Origin of the sequence: Stappia sp. WLB 29 (assembly GCF_023507705.1) — a bacterium.
Classification (GTDB): Bacteria; Pseudomonadota; Alphaproteobacteria; order Rhizobiales; family Stappiaceae; genus Stappia.
Map to the genome: position 1 here is coordinate 150,990 of NZ_JALBGD010000006.1, position 20,651 is coordinate 171,640.

Genomic DNA, 20,651 nt, shown 5'->3' on the forward strand with positions numbered 1-20,651 from the left:
CCGTTTTTGCTAGTTTGCGCCAAACCTAGTCCGAGACCGGCAGGAAACGCAAATGCGCGCAAGGTGCCCGCAGGCGCCCGAGACGTCGGCCATCGCTCAAGCGGGAGAGAACCATGAGCCTTGCAAGCCTTCAGGCGTCGGTACAGCGCAACGAGGAAGGGATCGACCTCGCCCTCAAGATCCTGGCGCAGCGGTTCGGCGAGCGCTTCTCCACCTCTGCCGCGGTGCGCGAGCAGCACGGCCACACGACCACCTGGCTGCCGAATCAGGCACCTGACGGGGTGGTCTTCGCCCGGTCGACCGAAGAGGTCGCGGACGTGGTGCAGGTCTGCGCGCAGCACAAGGTGCCGATCATTCCCTTCGGCACCGGCTCCTCGCTGGAGGGACATGTCAACGCGCCGGCCGGGGGCATCTCCGTCGACGTGTCGCAGATGAACCGGGTGTTGCAGGTCAATGCCGAGGACCTCGACTGCGTCGTCCAGGCCGGCGTGACCCGGACCCAGCTCAACGAGTACCTGCGCGACACGGGCCTCTTCTTCCCCATCGATCCGGGTGCGGATGCGAGCCTTGGCGGCATGGCGGCAACGCGCGCCTCCGGCACCAACGCGGTACGCTACGGCACGATGAAGGACGTGGTGCTGGCGCTGACGGTGGTGACGGCGGACGGGCGCATCGTGCGCACCGGCGGCAGGGCCAAGAAGACGGCGGCCGGCTACGATCTCACCCGTTTGATGGTCGGCTCGGAAGGCACGCTCGGCATCATCACCGAGGTGACGCTGCGCCTTTACGGCATTCCGGAGGCCGTTTCGGGCGGCGTCTGTCCGTTCCCGGATCTCGACTCCGCCTGCAACGCTGTGATCACCACCATCCAGTCCGGCTTGCCGGTGGCGCGTATCGAGCTGCTCGACGCCAACCAGATTCGCGCCTGCAACGCCTATTCCAAGCTCGACTTGCAGGAAACACCGACGCTGTTCCTGGAATTCCACGGCACGGAAGCGGGCGTGCGCGAGCAGAGCGAGATCTTCGGCGAGATCGCCCGGGACAGCGGCGGCGGCGAGTTCGTCTGGGCGACCAAGGCGGAAGATCGCACCCGGCTGTGGAAGGCGCGGCACGATGCCTATTGGGCAGCGCTCGGCCTCAGGCCCGGCTGCAAGGGCGTCTCCACCGATGTCTGCGTGCCGATTTCGCGGCTGGCGGAGTGCATCGGCGAGACCTACAAGGATGTGGAGGCCAATGGCCTGCTCGCGCCGCTGGTCGGCCATGTCGGCGACGGCAATTTCCACGTCCTCGTGCTGGTAGATGTCGACAATCCGCAGGAGATCGCCAAGACTGAGGCCTTCATCGAAAGGCTCAACTGGCGTGCCATCGAGATGGGCGGCACCTGCACCGGTGAGCACGGGGTCGGGCAGGGCAAGATGAAATATCTCGCCCGCGAGCATGGCGCCGGCCTCGACATGATGGCGGCAATCAAGAAGGCTCTCGATCCGGACAACATTCTCAACCCGGGCAAGATCGTCCGGCTGGACTGACAGCCGCAGACTACGCGCGCAAACGGGAGGCCAGGGCGCTGAATTCGATCTACATCACGATAGGCGTGACCGTGATCGCGGTGCTGCTGGCCGCGCTCGTCGGGCCGTTTCTTGTCGACTGGACGGCCTATCGCACCACGTTCGAGCGCTATGGAGAGCAGTTGCTCGGTCATCGGGTGGCGGTGATGGGCGAGGCGGAGATGCGCCTGCTGCCGACGCCGACCCTGACCTTTTCCGACGTGCGGGTGGGCGAGCCGGAGGATCCGCTGCTGGCGGTGCAGCGCTTCGAGATGCGCATCGAGTTGCCGCCGCTGCTGAAGGGCGAGGTGCGGATCATCGACCTCGCCATGGACCGGCCGAACCTGCGCCTGTCCATCGACGAGGAGGGGCGGCTCGACTGGTTTACCGCAAGGGCCCGCAACGGGCTGATCTCCGAGGTCGATCCGGACCTCGTGATGCTGGAGCAGGCGACGATCCGCGACGGCGAGCTGACCGTGATCGATGCGCGCAACGGCCAGAGTCACAAGATCGAGGACATCGACCTCCTGGTCACGGCCCGCTCCATGCTGGGGCCGTTCAAGCTGGATGGCATGGCGAGCTTCCAGGGCCAGCGGGCAACCGTGGTGCTGGCGACCGGGCGGCGCGACCCGGCCGGCGGCTTGCGGCTGCGCGCCGGCGTGACGCCGGTCTCGGTGCCGGTCGACCTGGTGATGGACGGCACGCTCACCTTGTCGGACAGCCGGCCGGGCTATGAGGGCACCTATACGCTCGCCTCCGTCACGCCGGAGGAGGAGGCGCGCCGCGCCTGGCGCAGCGAGGGCAGTTTCGCTCTCGATATCGCAAGGCTGGCGCTCAGCGGAGCCAACTTCCGCTATGGCCCAGAGGATCGTCCGGTGACGCTGGAGGGCGGCGCGGACCTGACGCTGGTCGAGCCCTATCGCTTCGACGTCAAGGCGGCTGCGCGGCAGATCGATCTCGACCGTATCGCCGGGCGGGGCCCGGCCGAGCCCCTGGCGGCGGCGGAGACCGGGATGGGGCTGCTGGCGGCCTTGCGCGGACTGCCGCATCCGCCCGTCGACGGCAGCATCGAGCTCGCTATCCCCGCGGTCGTGTCCGGCGGCGGACTGACGCAGGACGTACTGCTCAAGGCCGACCGGCTGGCGAGCGGATGGAGGATATCCGAACTGTCCGGCCGGATGCCGGGGAGGACAGAATTTCTCGTCCGCGGGGACTTGGGCCTGCAGCCGGAACCGACCTTCCGCGGGAGTTTCGCCGCGTCCGTCGCCCAGCCGGTGGCGTTCGCCGACTGGTGGCGCAAGGACGGAGCTCGCGGAATCGCGGCCGTGCCCTTCGCCGTGGAGAGCCGGATGGACGCGGCGGGGGGGCATGTGTCGCTGACCGATTTCGCGTTCGAGATCGGCGAGGACCGCGGGCAAGGTGCGATCTCGTGGTCGGCGAGGGAGGGGGAAAGCCCGGTCTTCGAGGCCGATCTCGACGCTCGGCGCATCGACGGCGATCAGGTGGGACAACTTGCCCGCCTGTTCCTGGGAACCGAGGCCGGACTGGCCGCGGGCATCGCCGGCACGGGAACGGAGCTGGCGCTGCGCCTCTTTGCCGAAGAGGTGACCTTCGGCACGCTGTCGGCCTCCGCAACGCGGCTGCGGGCCTCGTACCGGGACGACACGCTGGTGATCGACGAGGCGCAGGTCGCGGACCTGTCCGGCGCGCGCCTCGGTGCCAAGGGGCGGATAGAACGGCTGTCGACGGCGCCCTCCGGCGCGCTGGAGATGGATGTGGATGCCGAGCGGCTCGACGGCGTCGCCGCGCTGGCGATGGCGTTGGCACCGGAAAACCGCATGGTGCGCGCGTTCGCAGGCCGGCCGGGCGCTTTCGCCCCGGCCAGGCTGACGCTGACCTTCCAGGGCGAGGCGAGCGGGGGCAGCGACAGCGCGGGCACCCAGGCAAGCCTTGTCGCCCGCGGCACGGCCGGCGGCACCGACGTGGATATCAATCTCGGCCTCGACGGGCGACTCGACCGCTGGCGGGCAGCAAGCGTCGACTTCGAGGCCAGCTTCAGCGCGGACGAGGCGGCCGATCTGGTGACCCAACTGGGTGTGACGATGCTACCGGTCGGCAGCCTCGGCGAGGCGCGGGTGGAAATCGGCGCGGCGGGGATCCCCGAGGAGGGGCTGGAGGGGCACGCCCGGCTCTATCTAGGCCCCTCGGCCCTGACGGCGATCGGCCGGCTCACCCTGCCGGAAAGCGGCGACAGCCGCTACGCCGCCGATCTTGCCGCACAGGCGCCGGATCTGGTGCCGCTGGCACTGCTGACCGGGCGACTGCCGTCGCTGGACGCCTCGACCGGTGCCGTCGACCTGGCGGCGAGGCTGGAGGGCGAGGGGGATCGCTTCACCCTGTCGGACCTTGCCGGCACATTTGCCGGGCTGCGGCTGGATGGGGATTTGCGCATCGACCTGCGCCGGGCGCTGGCCAGCCTCGACCCGCAGGTCAGAGGTGCCATCTCCTTGTCCGAACTGGATATTTCCCAGATCAGCGACTTGCTGCTGGGGGCCGACCAGCTGGCGGCCTCCACCGGGGGCACTTGGTCCGAAGCGGCGTTCGGTCCGCCGGTCGTCTCCGGCGTAGACCTGTCGCTCGATGTCGGTGCGCAGCGCATGGTCCTCGCCCCGCTGCCGCCGGCCAGCAACGTGACGGCGCGGGTCTCGATGAAGGACGACGCCCTGTCGCTCGACGTCGGCAAGGCGGGCTTTGCCGGCGGCGAGCTGACGGGTGCCTATACGCTGAAGCGGTCGGCCGGGCAGGCGGGGATGACCGCCTCGCTGCAGGTCGACGGGGCGCGGCTGGAAGAGCTGATATGGCGGCGGGCGGGACGTCCGCTCGCCATGGGTGCGGCGAGCATAAACCTCGATATCGAGGGCAGCGGCCGCTCGCTTGCCGGGATCGTCTCGGGCCTCACCGGCGGGGGGACGCTTCGCGTCGAGAACGGGGAGATCCGCGGCCTCAACCCGGAGGCCTTCGCGCTGGTGATCCGGGCCGTCGATGCCGGACTCGACCTCAACGACGAGGCGATCCGGACCGCCTTCTCCAGCCATCTCGATGCCGGCGTGCTGCCCTTCGCGGAGCTGGAGGCCAGCGCCTCGATTGCCGGCGGCGTCATGCGGATCGGCAATGCGCGGGTCGACAATCGCGAGGCCTCGATCTTCGGCAATGCCCAGGCCGACCTCAAGGCCTTGACCCTGCAGAGCGATTTCTCGCTGCGGGTCGATCCGGGCGAGGAAGCTGTGACCGGCGCGGAGGCGCAGGTGGGCCTCGTCTTCGCCGGGCCTCTGGCCGAGCCGCAACGCACCATCGACATCGCGCCCTTCACCGCCTTCCTCACCTTGCGGGCCTTCGAGCAGGAGGTGCAGCGGGTGGAGGACCTGCAGGCGGAAATCACCGAGCGCGACCGCTTGATGCGCGAAATGCGCCGCTCGCGCGAGGAGCAGCGCCGGCGGGAGCGGGAACAACGGCAGATGGACGAGGACGCCGCGCGCAAGCTGGAAGACGAGCGCGCGGCCGAGGAAAGCCGTAAGGCGGAAGAGGCCCGCAAGGCGGAAGAGGCGAGGAAGGCCGAGGAAGAGCGCCGCGCCGCAGAACGGCGACGGGCGGACCAGCGGCGGGCCGAGCAGCGCCGCCAGCAGCAGGCGGCCCCGGCGCAGACGCCCGCTTCCCAGTCACCGGCAGCGAGTTTCGGCGAGCGGATCCGGCGGGCTCTCGACGGTCCGGCAAGCACCGGCTCGGCGAGCGGAAATTCTGGCACGGGACAGCCGATGCAGTTGCTGCCGCCGCTCGATCCGCCGGTCTTCGTCGGTCCGACGCCGGACCGCTGACCATGCTTATCTATTTGAGATAAAAGCCTGAATCAGGCCGTGTTGGCCTTGGCCCGGCAATGGGCGAGGGCGGCAACGCGCAAGGCCGAGGAGAGCGAGGAGGGCAGGTCGCCGCCATCGGCCTCCATCTCGCGGGCATCGTCGATGCGGGCAACGAGCGCGGGAAGGCTGACGTCTTCGCTCTCGGCCATTTCCTCCAGCACCTCCCAGAACTCCGGTTCCAGCGCCAAACTGGTGCGGTGGCCGTGCAGGGTTAGGGAGCGTTTGGCCAGCATGGGGATTAGTGTTCCTCGCCGGTGCCGCCAGAGGCACTGTCCGAGGGTGTCCGCCGGTGTCCCTCGATGTGGACAAATGCCTTTTCGGCCTCGATGCGGTCGCGGGATTTCTCGGCCTTGCTGCGCCCGAAAAGGCTACGATTCTGCGCTGCCTTCTCGTCTTTCTCGCGCCGCGCGCGCGCTTTGCGCGCCTGCCTCAGATTGACGATATCCCCGCTCATCATCCGTCCCCTTCGGCCGATGCTGCTGGCGCGGCGTGGCCGTTTCTCAGGTTTTCTTGCGGAAAGCATCGAGCGAGACGACGTCGGCGCCGCCCGGCTCGCCGGACTTGTCCTCCTTGGACTCCGGCTTTTCAGGTTGATCAGAATTTTGCAAATTTTTGTGCTGAACTTGCGAAATCTTGTCCGATTTTGCGTCGCTCGTCTTTTCCTCGACGGCCGACAAGGCGGCCTCCGCACGCTCCTGCTCGCGGGCTGCCTCGACCAGTTCCTCGGGGAGTTCCTCGGCAGTCTTGCCCGGTTCGAACTCCAGCGCGAACTGCACGGAAGGATCGAAGAACCCCTTGATGGCGGAGAATGGGACGAACAGCTTTTCGGGGATACCGCCGAAGGACAGACCCACCTCGAAGGCGTGTTCGCCGATGGTCAGGTCCCAGAACTGATGCTGCAGGACGATGGTCATTTCCTTCGGATACCGCTCGTGCAGCCGCGAGGAAATGCGCACGCCCGGCGCGTTGGTGTCGAAGGCGATATAGAAATGATGCTCGCCGGGCAGCCCGACGCGGCCGACCTCGGAGAGGATCTTGCGGACGGCACCGCGCAGGGCGTCCTGAATGACGATATCGTAGCGGATCAGGTCTTCGGCCATCGCACTTACTGAACGTGAGAATCGGGTCGCGCCCAACATGGCGTGCGAAGGGGAGAATGAAAAGCGCCGATCCGCGCTCGCCACCGGCCTTTTGCCGCTTGCCCCGCTTTTTTTCGCGTGAGCCGCCCGCTGGACGCCGCTTGCGCCGGCCTCAAGGCCCTTGCCTCCTGTCCATTGAGCGGATCCGGGCGGGCCGAAGCTGGCGAAAATCGAGTGGAGGCTTCTGTTGCCAGGTGCCTCCGGACCCCGCCTGACGGGGCTAACCGCCAGGACTTAAAGGACTACCGGCACCGCATTACGCGGCGACAGCGTTGTCCATAGCATAGTTGTCGTTTGCAACTATTGAGACGGCCCGATAACGGCGGAACCATGCCGAGCGAAAGAACGACCTTTACACCCTCGTCGATCCTATTTCGCCCCCGCCGAAACCCGCCGATCGATGGATCGCACGGCGGGCTTGGGTGGAGGCGCCGGGTACCGCCCCCGGGTCCGATAGGCTTATTCCGAAGTCCGTTTATCGCCATAGCCGGCTTGCACCGGCAATCCGAATATAGGGGCAGGGAGGACCGCTGAAAAGAGGCCTGCGTCAACTGACGGCAGGACTTCGGGAAAACCTTAGGCGCAGGGCGGAACGGCGTGCAAGGCCATGGTGCTTCTTCGCGCCATCGCGGGCTTGTGAGACGACGTCATTGGCGGGGGAGCCGGCGCCTGCGCTAGAAATGGAGCTGCCCCCGTCGGGATGCGGGGCAGCGCGGAGGACAGGCGGATGACATGGAAGCGGTCGGGCGGAGTTTCGCGCAGGCGGGCAATGCTGGCAGGGGCTGCCTTTCTCCTTGTCGCCGGAACCGCGAGCGCCGGCTGGTTCGGGCTCGGCAGCAGCGACACGGGCCAGGTGTTCACTGGCATCGTCGACGGGGTCGCGGTCGGCGGCTACGACCCTGTCGCCTATTTCACGCAAGGGCGCCCGGTCGAGGGATCGCCCGAGATCACGACCGACTATCGGGGCGCGACATGGCGCTTTGCGAGTGAGGCGAACCGCGAGGCGTTCCTCGCCGAGCCGGAGAAATTTGCCCCTGCCTATGGCGGCTACTGCTCCTGGGCGATCGCGCAGGGCAAGCTCGCCAAGGGCGATCCGAAGAACTGGGACATCGTCGAGGGGCGGCTCTACCTCAACTACAACGACGACATCCAGTCGCGCTGGCGCAAGGACATCCCCGGCTTCATCGACAAGGCACAGGCGAACTGGCCGGGGCTTGCCGCCGGGAACTGAGCCTGCCGACGCTACGGCAGCCGGTGGATTGCAGGGACGAGGGCGCGGGTTTGCTTGCCCTCGGCGCCCTGGCCGGGCAACCATGGTGGTCCATGAGAATCGGCAGGCGGACGGCACCGTGCGGCAATATCACGAGCTGATGCAGCGCATCCTCGACGGGGGTGTGAAGAAGACCGACCGGACGGGCACGGGAACCATTTCCGTGTTCGGCCACCAGATGCGCTTCGACCTTGCCGACGGCTTTCCGATGGTGACGACCAAGAAGCTGCACCTGAAGTCGATCATCCACGAATTGCTGTGGTTCCTGGCCGGCGACACCAACATCCGCTACCTGAAGGAAAACGGGGTGCGGATCTGGGACGAGTGGGCCGACGAGAACGGCGATCTCGGGCCGGTCTACGGCTATCAGTGGCGGTCGTGGCCGGCACCGGACGGCAGCTCCATCGACCAGATTTCCAAGCTGCTGGAGCAGATCCGCAAGACGCCGGACAGCCGCCGGCTGATCGTCTCGGCGTGGAACCCGGCACTGGTCGACGAGATGGCGCTGCCGCCCTGCCACGCCTTCTTCCAGTTCTATGTCGCCGAGGGACGGCTGTCCTGCCAGCTCTATCAGCGCTCAGCCGACGTATTCCTGGGCGTGCCGTTCAACATCGCCTCCTATGCCTTGCTGACGATGATGGTGGCCAAGGTGACGGGATACGAGCCGGGCGAGTTCATCCACACGTTCGGCGACGCGCATCTTTACCTGAACCACCTGGACCAGGCGCGGGAGCAGTTGTCGCGCGAACCGCGCGCGCTGCCGACAATGCGGATCAACGAGGAGGCGAACGATCTCTTCGCCTTCCGCTTCGAGGATTTCGAGCTCGTCGGCTACGATCCGCATCCGCATATCAAGGCGGCGGTCGCCGTCTGAGCGAAACGCGCTGACGGGCGGGCCGCGAGGCGGCCCGCGCCGGATTTGCGGATCAGGACTTCAGCCGGTAGCCGGTGCGGAAGATCCACCAGATCACCGCAAGGCAGAGCCCCAGGAACAGCAGCGTCATGGCGAGGCTGATGCCGACGTCGACATCCGCCTGTCCGTAGAAGCTCCAGCGGAAGCCGCTGATCAGGTAGACCACCGGGTTGAGCAGCGTCACCTTCTGCCAGAAGGGCGGCAGCATCGAGATCGAGTAGAAGCTGCCGCCGAGAAAGGCGAGCGGCGTGATCACCAGCATCGGCACGAATTGCAGCTTCTCGAAATTGTCGGCCCAGATGCCGATGATGAAGCCGAACAGGGCGAAGGTGACCGCCGTCAGCAGCAGGAACAGCAGCATCCAGCCTGGATGCTGGATCTCGAGCGGCACGAAGAGTGCGGCCGTCGCCAGGATGATCAGCCCGACGATGATCGCCTTGGTGGCCGCCGCCCCGACATAGGCGATGACGATCTCCAGATAGGAGACGGGGGCGGAGAGCACCTCGTAGATCGTGCCGGTGAAGCGCGGGAAGTAGATGCCGAACGAGGCGTTCGACACGCTCTGGGTGAGCAGCGACAGCATGATCAGGCCCGGCACGATGAAGGCGCCGTAACTGATGCCGTCGACCTCGGAAATACGCGAGCCGATGGCCGCACCGAAGACGACGAAATAGAGCGAAGTGGAGATGACGGGGGAGACGATGCTCTGGAACAGGGTGCGGCCCGTGCGGGCCATCTCGAACCTGTAGATCGCCTTTATGGCATGGATGTTCATGACGGCGTCCTGACGAGGTTGACGAAGATCTCTTCCAGCGAGCTCTGCCGGGTCTGCAGGTCGCGGAAGCGGATGCCGGCGGCGTTGAGGTCCTGCAGCAGGGCGGTGATGCCGGTGCGCTCGCCCTGGGTGTCGTAGGTGTAGACCAGCTCGCTGCCGTCGGCGGACAGTTCCAGGTTGTGGGCCGAAAGGCCTGCCGGCACGGCGGACAGAGGATCGGCCAGATGCAGGGTCAGCTGCTTGCGCCCGAGCTTGCGCATCAGCTCGGCCTTGTCCTCGACCAAGATGATCTCGCCCTTGTTGATGACGCCGACCCGGTCGGCCATCTCCTCGGCTTCCTCGATGTAGTGGGTGGTGAGGATGATGGTGACGCCGGTGTCGCGCAGCTCGCGGATCACCCGCCACATGTCGCGGCGCAGCTCCACGTCGACGCCGGCGGTCGGCTCGTCGAGGAACAGGACGCGCGGCTCGTGGGCGAGCGCCTTGGCGATGAGCACGCGGCGCTTCATGCCGCCGGACAGCGTGACGAGCTTGTTGTCCTTCTTGTCCCACAAGGAGAGGTCGCGCAGGACCTTCTCCACCACGGCCGGGGCCTTGGGCTTGCCGAACAGGCCGCGGCTGAAGGAGACCGTCGCCCAGACCGTTTCGAAGGCGTCGGTGGTGAGTTCCTGCGGCACGAGGCCGATCAGGGAGCGGGCGGCACGGTAGTCGCGGACGATGTCGTTTCCGTCGACCGTGACGCTGCCCGAGGAGGCGTTGACGATGCCGCAGACGATGCTGATGAGCGTCGTCTTGCCGGCGCCGTTGGGGCCGAGAAGGGCGAAGACCTCGCCTTTCTCGATGTCGAGCGACACGGATTTCAGCGCCTGAAAGCCGGTGTCATAGGTCTTCGACAGACCGGAAATGGAAAGGATGGGTGCCATGAAGGGGGCCGGATGACAGAGGGAAATGGAGGAACGCGCATGCGAATGCGGGTTCGAAGGCGCGGGCCGGGCGATGCCGCCCCGAACCGGGGTTGATGGAGCATATAGGAACGAAGGCGTGCTTCAACCAACCCGTGCACGGGGAAAAACGCCGGGGCAGGAGCGGGAGGGGCTGACGGCAAGCGCGGCGTCGAGCCCGAGCAGATCGGCATAGTTGACGAGACCGAAGGCGCCCATAGAGGCGGCGAAGCCGACCGGGGCGAGGATGCGATGGGCAAAGGGGCGGTGGGGGCCGTCTTCCAGCATGCGATTGGCCAGCGCAACGATCACGACATTCTCGCGCGTCTCGGCCGGGATATGCTCGATGACGGTGTAGGCGGGCGAGGAAAAGATCTGATTCATCAATGGGCTGAAAAGTGTCTCGATGGTGCGAGGCAACTGCGAAAATGCATCTGCCATCATCGCGGTCGGCGGCAGCGCGTCAATCTTGCGCGAAGAGACAGGCGCTCTGCAACCGGCGGTTCGGTTCCGTGCGCGGCGTCTACATCAGGAAGGAAAGGGAAGTGGTGGGTGCACGGGGATTCGAACCCAGGACCGGCTGATTAAGAGTCAGCTGCTCTACCAACTGAGCTATACACCCACTAGCCATTTCGGCTGTTCGGGACTGGCGTGCCGGGTACCGTGGTTGCCCAAGGTCTCTCTGCAACAGCATCCCGAAGCGGAAAGCGTCGGACGCCGACCGCTGTGAGACGGGTGTATACAGAGACCGGCGGGCGGATGCAAGGGTCTTTTCGCCGGCGGTGAAAAAGCAAGGCGGGCGCACGGCGTTGCCGCGCGAAACGGTCTTTTCCGCCTGGGGATATCTTTTGCCGGAGCGTGCGCGAGACGGGCCTGCGACGCCGGGGTGCCAGGCAGGTGCGGAGGCGGTCTTGCAACATTCGGCAAGTCCGCGGGGCGCTTTGCGAAATTTCCGGATAATGCGCTTGACCGACGCAGGCGGCACGTCTAGTTTGCGCGGCGTCGGATCGGCTAAGTCGCGACATGACCCTGTCAGATGCGTCTTTCGACCGACACGCTTGCCGAAGGCGCTTCACAAGGGGCGGTGGGCAGGCACATTGGCAACACCGCCGGACAGGACGGATTTGACGTGACGAAGAGCATCGGGCTCATTCTTGTATGCGGGGCGCGCGCGGCCGGGACGAGGTAACACTCGGTTTCCCAGACAGCTCAGCGCGCGCAAGGCCTCCACCGGAGGCCTTTTTTATTGGCCGCATGCCGGAGGGCGCCCGGACCTGACTTGCGCGGGACGACGTGGCGGAAGACGAAACGGACGGTTCGGGGCGAGGACGCCGCGAAGATCGAGGACAGGAACGATGAAGCGCGAGATGACCGGCGCCGAAATGGTGCTGCAGGCACTCAAGGACCAGGGGGTCAAGCATGTGTTCGGGTATCCCGGCGGTGCCGTGCTTCCGATCTATGACGAGATCATCCAGCAGGACGACATCCAGCACGTCTTGGTGCGCCACGAACAGGGCGCCGGCCATGCGGCCGAGGGGTATGCGCGTTCGACCGGCAAGCCGGGCGTCGTACTGGTCACCTCCGGTCCGGGCGCGACCAACATGGTCACCGCGCTGACCGACGCGCTGCTCGATTCCATCCCGCTCGTCTGCATCACCGGCCAGGTGCCGACGCACCTGATCGGCAGCGACGCCTTCCAGGAATGCGACACCGTCGGCATCACCCGTCCCTGCACCAAGCACAACTGGCTGGTGAAGCGCATCGAGGACCTGCCGCGCATCCTGCACGAAGCTTTCTATGTCGCGACCTCCGGCCGTCCCGGCCCGGTCGTCGTCGACGTGCCGAAGGACATCCAGTTCGCCACCGGCATCTACGAGCCGCCGACCAATATCGCCCACAAGTCCTACCGGCCGAAGATCAAGGGCGACATCGAGCCGATCCGCCATGCGGTCGAGCTGCTGTCGCGGGCGAAGAAGCCGATCTTCTATACCGGCGGCGGCGTCATCAATTCGGGCCCGGCCGCGGCCCAGCTGCTGCGCGAACTGGTGCAGCTGACCGGCGCGCCGATCACCTCGACCCTGATGGGCCTCGGCGCCTATCCGGCCTCGGGCGACAACTGGCTGGGCATGCTCGGCATGCACGGCACCTACGAAGCCAACATGGCGATGCACGACTGCGACGTCATGATCTGCATCGGCGCGCGCTTCGACGACCGCATCACCGGCCGCATCGATGCCTTCTCGCCGAAGTCGTTCAAGGTGCATATCGACATCGACCCGTCCTCGATCAACAAGACGGTGAAGGTCGACATTCCGATCGTCGGCGATGTCGCCCATGTGCTGGAAGACATGGTTCGGCTGTGGCGGACCGGCGGGCACAAGCTCGACGCCCCGGCGCTGAAGTCGTGGTGGGAGACGATCGACCGCTGGCGCGGGCGCAACTCGCTCGCCTACCGGCCGTCGGAAGACATCATCATGCCGCAATACGCCATCCAGCGGCTGTACGAGGCGACCAAGGGCCGCAAGACCTTCGTGTCCACGGAAGTCGGCCAGCACCAGATGTGGGCGGCGCAGTTCTTCGGCTTCGAAGCGCCCAACCACTGGCTGACCTCGGGCGGCCTGGGCACGATGGGTTATGGCCTGCCGGCGGCGATCGGCGCGCAGGTGGCGCATCCGGACGCGCTGTGCATCGATATCGCCGGCGATGCCTCGATCCTGATGAACATCCAGGAGATGTCGACGGCCGTGCAGTTCGGCCTGCCGGTCAAGGTCTTCATTCTCAACAACCAGTACATGGGCATGGTGCGCCAGTGGCAGCAGCTGCTGCACGGCAACCGGCTGTCGCATTCCTACATGGACAGCCTGCCGGACTTCGTGAAGCTGGCGGAGGCCTTCGGTGGCCACGGCATCGTCGTCGACAAGCCGGCGGATCTCGACGACGCCATCCAGGAGATGATCGACACGCCGAAGCCGGTGATCTTCGACTGCCGGGTGGCGAACCTTGCCAACTGCTTCCCGATGATCCCCTCGGGCAAGGCGCATAACGAGATGCTGCTGCCGGACGAGGCCAACGACGAGACGGTGGCGAACGCCATCGACGCGGCCGGCAAGGCCTTGGTCTGAGATCGCGGAGACGAGAGAGATGAACGCACAGAACCTCAATGCGCCCTCCGCCTATTTCATGGCCGAGGTGGTCGAGCAGGTCGAGAGCCACACGCTCTCGGTGCTGGTCGACAACGAGCCGGGCGTGCTTGCCCGCGTCATCGGCCTGTTCTCGGGCCGGGGCTACAACATCGACAGCCTGACCGTCTCGGAGACCGAGCACGAAAAGCACCTGTCGCGAATCACCATCGTGACCACCGGCACGCCGATGGTCATCGAGCAGATCCACCATCAGCTGGAGCGCCTGGTGCCGGTGCACCGGGTGACCAACCTCACGGTCGAGGCGCGGCGGCGCAGCTTCGAAAAGCCGCTGGAGCGGGAGCTGGCCCTGATCAAGGTGGCAGGCGTCGGCGAGAAGCGGCTGGAAGCCCTGCGGCTGGCGGATGCGTTCCGTGCGACCGTGATCGACGCGACGGCGGAGCATTTCGTCTTCGAGATCACCGGGCGGACCAACAAGGTGGAGCAGTTCATCGCCATCCTGAAGCCGCTCGGCCTGGTGGAGGTGTCGCGCTCCGGCGTTGCGGCCCTGCAGCGCGGCCCGGAAGGCATCTGAAATCGAACGCAGGGCGGGGGCGACCCCGCCCTGTCTCGTCTCGTGCGGACGTCTGCCGCACGGGAGACATGAAAGTCCGCGCAAGTATCTTGCAAGGGCGCAGGCGATCGGGTACCACCTTGGTGCATTAACGCCTCTTTCGGGAAATCTTGCGCAAGCTTGGCGCGTTTCCCATGCCACCGGCCCGCAACGGACGGGCAAGACGCAAGGACTGGACGAACCGCATGATCGCCGCTGGCACATATGCCGCTTTTGCGATCGACGCGCGCACGGCGCGCGGCGGAGCCCTGCGTCGCGGCGGCCTCCTTCTCCTTATCTGCCCCTGAGCACCGGCTGCCTCCCAGCGGAACGGAGGCGGGCGCTCAGGGGACGAAACCTTCACCGACCGAACGCATTTCGGCCCGCGCCCCATGGACACGCGAGCGGCGCAGGGCCCGACCCGAAGGGAAACGGATAATGTCTGCCCAGGATCAGATCTTCATTTTCGACACCACCTTGCGCGACGGCGAGCAGTCGCCCGGCGCCTCCATGACGCTGGAGGAGAAGCTGCAGGTGGCCGAGATTCTCGACGACATGGGTGTCGACATCATCGAGGCCGGCTTTCCGATCGCTTCCAACGGCGATTTCGAGGCGGTCTCCGAGATCGCCAAGCGCACCAAGCGCTCGGTGATTGCGGGCCTCGCCCGCGCCATCCATGCCGATATCGACCGGGCCGGCGAGGCGGTACGCCATGCCGAGCGCGGCCGCATCCACACCTTCGTCTCCACCTCGCCGATCCATCTGGAGCACCAGATGAAGAAGACCGAGGCGCAGGTGCTCGACATCATCACCGACACGGTCGGCCGGGCCCGCAACCTGATCGACGATGTGGAATGGTCGGCGATGGACGCCACCCGCACGCCGATCGAGTATCTGTGCCGCTGCGTCGAGGCGGCGATCCGCGCCGGCGCGACAACGATCAACCTGCCGGACACGGTCGGCTATGCGACGCCGGACGAGTACAAGTCGATGTTCGAGCAGATCCGCGCCCGGGTGCCGGATGCGGACAAGGCGATCTTCTCCGTGCATTGCCACAATGACCTGGGCCTCGCCGTCGCCAATTCGCTGGCCGGTGTCGCCGGCGGCGCGCGGCAGATCGAGTGCACGATCAACGGCCTCGGCGAGCGCGCCGGCAATGCGGCGCTGGAAGAGATCGTCATGGCGATCCGCACACGCTCCGACGTGCTGCCCTACGGCTGCTCGGTCGAGCCGCGCTATCTCACCCGGGCCTCCAAGCTGGTGTCGGCGGTGTCCGGCTTCCCGGTCCAGTTCAACAAGGCCATCGTCGGCAAGAACGCCTTCGCGCATGAAAGCGGCATCCACCAGGACGGCATGCTGAAGAACGCCGAGACCTACGAGATCATGCGCCCGGAGGATGTCGGCGTGAAGGCGACCTCGCTGGTGATGGGCAAGCATTCGGGCCGCCACGCGTTCCGCCAGAAGCTGGAGGAGCTGGGCTACGAGATTGGCGACAATGCGTTCGAGGACGCCTTCCGCCGGTTCAAGGACCTCGCCGACCGCAAGAAGCACGTCTATGACGAGGACATCGAAGCCCTGGTCGAGAACGAGATCGCGACCCAGGGCGAGCAGATCAAGGTGATCGCGCTGACCGTGATCGCCGGCACCGGCTCGGCCGGCAAGGCGATCCTGACGCTGGACGTCGAGGGCCGCCACGAGACCCGCGAATGCACGGGCGACGGCCCGATCGACGCCACGTTCAACGCCATCAAGACCATCGTGCCGCACGATGCGCGCCTGTCGCTCTACCAGGTGCATGCGGTGACGGAAGGGACCGATGCGCAGGCGGAGGTGTCCGTCCGGCTCGAGTCGAACGGCCGCATGGCGACGGGCAAGGGCGCGGACACCGACACGCTGGTGGCCTCGGCCCGCGCCTATATCTCGGCGCTCAACCGCTTGATCGCCCGCCAGAGCAAGCCGGACCATCAGGAACTCAGGGCGGTCTGAGCTGCCGACCGGCAGCACGGGGCAACGTGAAAAAGCCCCCGGCGGAGCGATCCGCCGGGGGCTTCTGTGTCTCAGTGCAGGCTGGATGGCCGTCCGGCTTCGCTCAGGCGCTGGCGCGGGCGTAGCGGGCAAGGGCCGGCGAGAGCACCTGCAGGCAGTCGAAGGCGTTGCCGTCGATCACCGTGCGCTGGCGCTGCGAGAAGCCGATGCCTTCTACCATGCGGCGGGCGGGATCGTTGCCGACAGCGACGAAGGCGATGAGATGGGTGAAATAGGTGTTCTCGAAGAACCAGGTCACCAGGGCGCCGGCGAGCTCGGACGCATAGCCCTTGCCCCAGAAATTCGGCTTCAGGCAGATGCTGAGCGCCACTTCCGAGGTTTCCGGATAAACGGAAAAGCCGGCGCGGCCGGCAAAGCCGCCGTCGAGCAGCGTCGCCTTCCACTGGCTGAAGCCGCGATGGTCCTGGCCCTCGATATAGTCGCGCAGGCGCTGCTCGGCATCCGTGCGCGTGCGGATCGCCTCGTGCGAGGCGAGGAAGCGGTTGACGCCCTCGTGGCAATGCAGGGCGTGGAGATCGCCGGCGTCGGCGTCACTGAAGGTCGACAGACGCAGGCGCGGCGTCTCGAGAATCGCGTTGTCCGCCATGTCTCACTCCTCGCGGGTCCGGCGCCGATGGGGCGGCGCGTTGTCCGTAAAAGACGGTCTGGCGGAATCGGGACCTTGCGGCCCGTCCTCCGGAAGAATGGCTGTCGCGCGATCTGCGCCGCGTCGAGCCGGGGGGCACATGATGGGATGTACCGGACAGTGCCTGCAAGGATTCGCGCGGGAGCGCCACAGGCCTATCTTCGCTTAAGAGAAGTTTATGCGCAAATGATGGCGATTCAATCAAGGGGTGTAAAATTACGAGTGGCCCCGCAGAAGGCGTCGCCACGCGGAGGTGTCGGCCGGATCGAGACGGGGCCAATCGCCGAGTTGGCCGCGGAAGAAGGTTTCCTGCCGCTTGGCATAGCGGCGGGTCTCGGCGGTGGCTTTCTCGATGGCCTGTTCCAGCCCGCCGAGAGAGGCGGGTAGGGGACCGAGATCCCGTACCCCGATGGCCTTCATCGCCGGCAGGTCCGGGTCGAGCTTGCGGGCGAGGAGGCGGCGGGCCTCGTCCACCGCGCCGGCCTCCACCATCATGCGGAAGCGGCGGGCGATGCGTTCGTGCAGCCAGGGACGGGGCGGGGCGAGCACCACGCGCGCAGCCTCCGGGCCGACCAGGACCGTGCCCTGCTGCTGCTGCCAATAGGCGAGCGAGCGGCCCGTCGCCTCGACCACCTCCAGCGCCCGCAAGATGCGCTGGGTGTCGCCGGGCTCGAGGCGCGCGGCGACCAGCGGGTCGGCCTCGGCCAGCCTTCGGTGGAGCGCTCCGGCGGGCGCGTCCGAGGCCTCGGCGCGCAGGCGGGCGCGAACGTCTTCCGGGATCGGCGGAACGGCGGACAGCCCGCCGGCAAGGGCGCGGAAGTAAAGGCCGGTGCCGCCGACGATGACGAGCGGCCGGCCGACGTCGCGCGCCTCGTCCAGCACCTTGCCGACGTCCTTCAGCCAGCGGGCAACCGACCAGGGCTCGGCCGCATCGACATGGCCATAGAGGCGGTGCGGCGCGCGGGCAAGATCCGCCGGCGAGGGGCGGGCGGTCAGTACGTCGAGATCGGCGTAGACCTGCATGCTGTCCGCATTGACGATCCAGGCGCCATCGTGCTCCGCCAGATCCAGGGCCAGCGCCGACTTGCCGCTCGCCGTGGGTCCGGCTATCAACGTCACCGGTTTCGCCACGTCTTCCTCATTCCCTTTCAAGGCGCTTCACGATGTCGCTCATCGCAACTCTCGTCGCCAATCCCTCGCGTCCGGTCCTCGACGAGACGCTTGTCGCGCGGGCGCTCCATGTGTTGCCGGCAGGCTCCGCGGCCGACTGGCTGGCCGCCGGCATCGCCTGCGACCTTGCCTTCGGCGGCAGGCCGGAACAAGCGGGCGAATTCGACGCGCGCTTGCGCGAAGTGCTTGCCGATGCGCCCGTCGACGTCCTTGTGCAGAAGCACGAGGGCCGACGCAAGCGCCTGCTGATCGCCGATATGGATTCCACCATGATCGGGCAGGAATGCATCGACGAACTCGCCGCCGCCGTCGGCAAGAAGGACGTGATCGCGGCGATCACCGAGCGGGCGATGCGGGGCGAGCTGGAGTTCGAGCCGGCCCTGCGCGAGCGCGCGGCGATGCTGGCGGGCCTCGAAGCGAGCGTAATCGGCGAGGTGCTGGCCAACCAGATCACCCTGACGCCGGGCGCGCGAGAACTGGTCGGCACGATGCGGGCGCACGGCGCCTATTGCGCGCTGGTCTCGGGGGGCTTCACGGCGTTCACCTCCGAGATCGCCGAACGGCTCGGCTTCCACGAGAACAGGGCGAACACGCTGGGTATTGCCGAGGGGCGGCTGACCGGCAAGGTGGACGAGCCGATCCTGGGGCGCGAGGCCAAGCGTCAGCGGCTGGAGGAATTGCTCGCCGAGAAAGGGCTGGCGGCGGAGGCGGCGATCGCCGTCGGCGACGGCGCCAACGATCTGGCGATGATCGAGCGGGCAGGACTGGGCGTTGCCTATCACGCCAAGCCGGCGGTGGCGGCGGCGGCTGATGCGCGGGTCGACCATGGCGACCTGACCGCGCTGCTGTATTTCCAGGGCTACCGCGCGAGCGAGTTCGCCGCCGGCTGAGCCGGCGGACTGCAACGGGACACGAAAAAGGCCGCGGGGCATGCCCGCGGCCTTTGTTTTTTTCGGAAAAAGTATTCGTGATCCTAAGGCTCGATGGTGAGCGGGATGAAGCGGACCTCTCCTTGCGCATTCGAGATCAGGAACAGGGCGAGGCGGCGGCCTTCGCCCTTCAGGCTCTCGACACGCGCGGCGATGTCGGCCGGCGAGGAGACGGTCTCCTGCGCCACCTCGACGATCACGTCGCCGGCGGTGATGCGCTTTTCGGCCGCGCCCGAGCTCTCCTCGACGGCGGTGACCACCACACCCTTGATATCGGCGCCGATGGAGTACTGCGTGCGCAGCTCTTCGGTGAGCGTCGACAGGGTCATGCCGAGCACCGTCGGGGTGTCGTTGGCCGGGGCCTCGTCGGAAGGAGCCATGCTGTCTGCGGCAGCGGAGGCATCGGCCTCCTCGAGACGGCCGAGCGTGACCTGGAGCGTGACTTCCTCGCCCTTGCGCAGGACGACGACCGAAACTTCCTCGCCGACCGGAGTGTCGGCGACCATGCGCGGCAGGTCGTGCATGGCCGGAACGCGGGAGCCGTTGAACTCCAGCACCACGTCGCCGGCCTCGAAGCCTGCGTCCTCGGCCGGACCACCCTCGGTGATGCCGGCGATCAGCGCGCCCTCGGCCTTGTCCATGCCGAGGCTTTCGGCGATTTCCTCGGTTACTTCCTGGATGCGCACACCGAGCCAGCCGCGGCGGGTCTCGCCGAACTCGCGCAGCTGCGCGATGACCTTGGTTGCGGTCTCGGAAGGAATTGCGAAGCCGATGCCGATGGAGCCGCCCGAGGGCGAGATGATCGCGGTGTTGATGCCGATCACTTCGCCGTTGCGGTTGAACAGCGGGCCGCCGGAATTGCCCCGATTGATGGAGGCGTCGGTCTGAATGTAGTTGTCGTAGGGACCGGAATTGATGTTGCGGTTGCGGGCCGAGACGATGCCGGTGGTGACCGTGCCGCCGAGGCCGAACGGGTTGCCGATCGCCATCACCCACTCGCCGACGCGCAGGCTCTTGGAATCGCCGAACGAAACGGCCTTGAGCGGGGCCTCCGGCTTCACCTTGAGCACGGCAATGTCGGTCTTGCTGTCACGGCCGATCACCTCGGCCGCGAGCTTGCTGCCGTCGTTGAAATTGGCGGTGATCTCGTCGGCGCCCTCGATCACGTGGTTGTTGGTGATGATGATGCCTTCCTCGGCATCGACGACGAAGCCGGAGCCGAGCGACTGCACCCGGCGCGGGCGATTGTTGTCGCGGTTCTGCCGGTTGAAGAACTCGTCGAAGAACTCCTGGAAGGGCGAGCCTTCCGGCACTTGCGGCAGCGGCACGGAGCGCTGCGCGGTTACGTTCTGCGCCGTCGAGATATTGACGACCGCGTCGAGCAGCGATTCTGCAAGATCGGGAATCGACTCCGGTGCCTGGGCCCGGGCCGCGCTGTAGTCGGCGACGGTGGCCGTCGCGGCAAGGGCAAGGGCAAGGGCGGCGGCGGCAAGCCGGCGCGCGATAGGGCGGCAGCCTGTCGTGCCGGACGGGCTGGCCTGACGCTGGCGGGTGTTCAACAGGGCCATCGGCCGTTGTCCTCCATCTGGGTTCGGGGGGCGCACCCCGCGATCACTGGCGGCGGGCCGGAGCGAGATGCGCCCCGGCCGG

The 20,651-nt window shown here is 66.8% G+C and carries 17 protein-coding genes, 1 tRNA gene and 1 other RNA gene; 8 read left to right on the top strand and 11 right to left on the bottom strand.

The window, feature by feature from the left end; all coding sequences use genetic code 11:
• Window positions 1-113 precede the first annotated feature (113 nt).
• Together MNI96_RS13420 and MNI96_RS13425 are read left to right on the top strand one after the other, a co-directional pair.
• Window positions 114-1,529 carry an FAD-binding oxidoreductase gene (locus tag MNI96_RS13420; RefSeq protein ID WP_249693916.1) on the top strand — a complete coding sequence of 472 codons (1,416 nt, stop codon included), beginning with the start codon at window positions 114-116 and terminating at the stop codon, window positions 1,527-1,529.
• Between the two features lie 65 nt (window positions 1,530-1,594).
• On the top strand, window positions 1,595-5,419 hold the full coding sequence (locus MNI96_RS13425; protein ID WP_249693918.1) for an AsmA family protein: 3,825 nt from the start codon (window positions 1,595-1,597) through the stop codon (window positions 5,417-5,419).
• Window positions 5,420-5,451: 32 nt separating this feature from the next.
• Here the strand turns inward: MNI96_RS13425 and MNI96_RS13430 are convergent, their stop codons facing one another.
• The 4 genes from MNI96_RS13430 to ssrA all read right to left on the bottom strand — a co-directional run bounded on the left by MNI96_RS13430 (window position 5,452) and on the right by ssrA (window position 7,141).
• Window positions 5,452-5,694, bottom strand: coding sequence for a ribbon-helix-helix domain-containing protein (locus MNI96_RS13430; RefSeq protein ID WP_249693921.1), 243 nt, complete (start codon window positions 5,692-5,694; stop codon window positions 5,452-5,454).
• Between the two features lie 5 nt (window positions 5,695-5,699).
• Window positions 5,700-5,915: a DUF4169 family protein gene (locus MNI96_RS13435; protein ID WP_349629171.1), complete on the bottom strand. Its 216-nt coding sequence runs from the start codon at window positions 5,913-5,915 to the stop codon at window positions 5,700-5,702.
• 46 nt (window positions 5,916-5,961) lie between these two features.
• Window positions 5,962-6,561 (bottom strand): SspB family protein, encoded by a 600-nt coding sequence (locus MNI96_RS13440; RefSeq protein WP_249694114.1) that lies wholly within the window; start codon window positions 6,559-6,561, stop codon window positions 5,962-5,964.
• 212 nt (window positions 6,562-6,773) lie between these two features.
• Window positions 6,774-7,141, bottom strand: a transfer-messenger RNA (tmRNA) gene (gene ssrA / locus MNI96_RS13445).
• 186 nt (window positions 7,142-7,327) lie between these two features.
• Between ssrA and MNI96_RS13450 the strand changes: the two genes are divergently transcribed.
• A complete protein-coding gene (locus MNI96_RS13450; protein ID WP_249693925.1) occupies window positions 7,328-7,831 on the top strand; it encodes a YHS domain-containing (seleno)protein in 504 nt (167 codons plus the stop codon).
• A gap of 118 nt (window positions 7,832-7,949) precedes the next feature.
• Window positions 7,950-8,744, top strand: a complete 795-nt coding sequence (locus tag MNI96_RS13455; protein WP_249694115.1) for a thymidylate synthase — start codon at window positions 7,950-7,952, stop codon at window positions 8,742-8,744.
• Between the two features lie 52 nt (window positions 8,745-8,796).
• Here MNI96_RS13455 and MNI96_RS13460 read toward each other — a convergent pair whose 3' ends face one another.
• The 4 genes from MNI96_RS13460 to MNI96_RS13475 form a co-directional block, all read right to left on the bottom strand.
• On the bottom strand, window positions 8,797-9,558 hold the full coding sequence (locus MNI96_RS13460) for an ABC transporter permease (protein ID WP_249693927.1): 762 nt from the start codon (window positions 9,556-9,558) through the stop codon (window positions 8,797-8,799).
• Complete coding sequence (locus MNI96_RS13465) at window positions 9,555-10,481, bottom strand: ABC transporter ATP-binding protein (RefSeq protein WP_249693929.1); 927 nt, start codon at window positions 10,479-10,481, stop codon at window positions 9,555-9,557. The genes MNI96_RS13460 and MNI96_RS13465 overlap by 4 nt, the downstream gene beginning before the upstream one ends.
• A 123-nt stretch (window positions 10,482-10,604) precedes the next feature.
• Window positions 10,605-10,883 (bottom strand): hypothetical protein, encoded by a 279-nt coding sequence (locus MNI96_RS13470; RefSeq protein WP_249693931.1) that lies wholly within the window; start codon window positions 10,881-10,883, stop codon window positions 10,605-10,607.
• A gap of 162 nt (window positions 10,884-11,045) precedes the next feature.
• Window positions 11,046-11,121 (bottom strand) — tRNA-Lys (locus MNI96_RS13475).
• Between the two features lie 733 nt (window positions 11,122-11,854).
• On the opposite strand from MNI96_RS13475, the gene MNI96_RS13480 reads away from it, so the two are divergent.
• From MNI96_RS13480 to MNI96_RS13490, 3 genes are all read left to right on the top strand, one after another.
• Window positions 11,855-13,621: an acetolactate synthase 3 large subunit gene (locus MNI96_RS13480; protein ID WP_249693933.1), complete on the top strand. Its 1,767-nt coding sequence runs from the start codon at window positions 11,855-11,857 to the stop codon at window positions 13,619-13,621.
• 19 nt (window positions 13,622-13,640) lie between these two features.
• On the top strand, window positions 13,641-14,213 hold the full coding sequence (gene ilvN / locus MNI96_RS13485; RefSeq protein ID WP_249693946.1) for an acetolactate synthase small subunit: 573 nt from the start codon (window positions 13,641-13,643) through the stop codon (window positions 14,211-14,213).
• 456 nt (window positions 14,214-14,669) lie between these two features.
• Complete coding sequence (locus tag MNI96_RS13490) at window positions 14,670-16,217, top strand: 2-isopropylmalate synthase (RefSeq protein WP_249693948.1); 1,548 nt, start codon at window positions 14,670-14,672, stop codon at window positions 16,215-16,217.
• Window positions 16,218-16,320: 103 nt separating this feature from the next.
• Here MNI96_RS13490 and MNI96_RS13495 read toward each other — a convergent pair whose 3' ends face one another.
• Both MNI96_RS13495 and miaA read right to left on the bottom strand, forming a co-directional pair.
• Window positions 16,321-16,863 carry a GNAT family N-acetyltransferase gene (locus tag MNI96_RS13495; RefSeq protein WP_249693950.1) on the bottom strand — a complete coding sequence of 181 codons (543 nt, stop codon included), beginning with the start codon at window positions 16,861-16,863 and terminating at the stop codon, window positions 16,321-16,323.
• Between the two features lie 255 nt (window positions 16,864-17,118).
• A complete protein-coding gene (gene miaA / locus MNI96_RS13500; protein WP_249693952.1) occupies window positions 17,119-18,033 on the bottom strand; it encodes a tRNA (adenosine(37)-N6)-dimethylallyltransferase MiaA in 915 nt (304 codons plus the stop codon).
• A gap of 32 nt (window positions 18,034-18,065) precedes the next feature.
• Between miaA and serB the strand changes: the two genes are divergently transcribed.
• The gene (gene serB / locus MNI96_RS13505; RefSeq protein WP_249693955.1) at window positions 18,066-18,962 is read left to right on the top strand and encodes a phosphoserine phosphatase SerB; all 897 of its coding nucleotides are present in this window, start codon (window positions 18,066-18,068) and stop codon (window positions 18,960-18,962) included.
• An 83-nt stretch (window positions 18,963-19,045) separates the two neighbouring features.
• On the opposite strand, the gene MNI96_RS13510 is transcribed toward serB, so the two are convergent.
• Window positions 19,046-20,569 (bottom strand): DegQ family serine endoprotease, encoded by a 1,524-nt coding sequence (locus MNI96_RS13510; protein ID WP_249693956.1) that lies wholly within the window; start codon window positions 20,567-20,569, stop codon window positions 19,046-19,048.
• Window positions 20,570-20,651 lie beyond the last annotated feature (82 nt).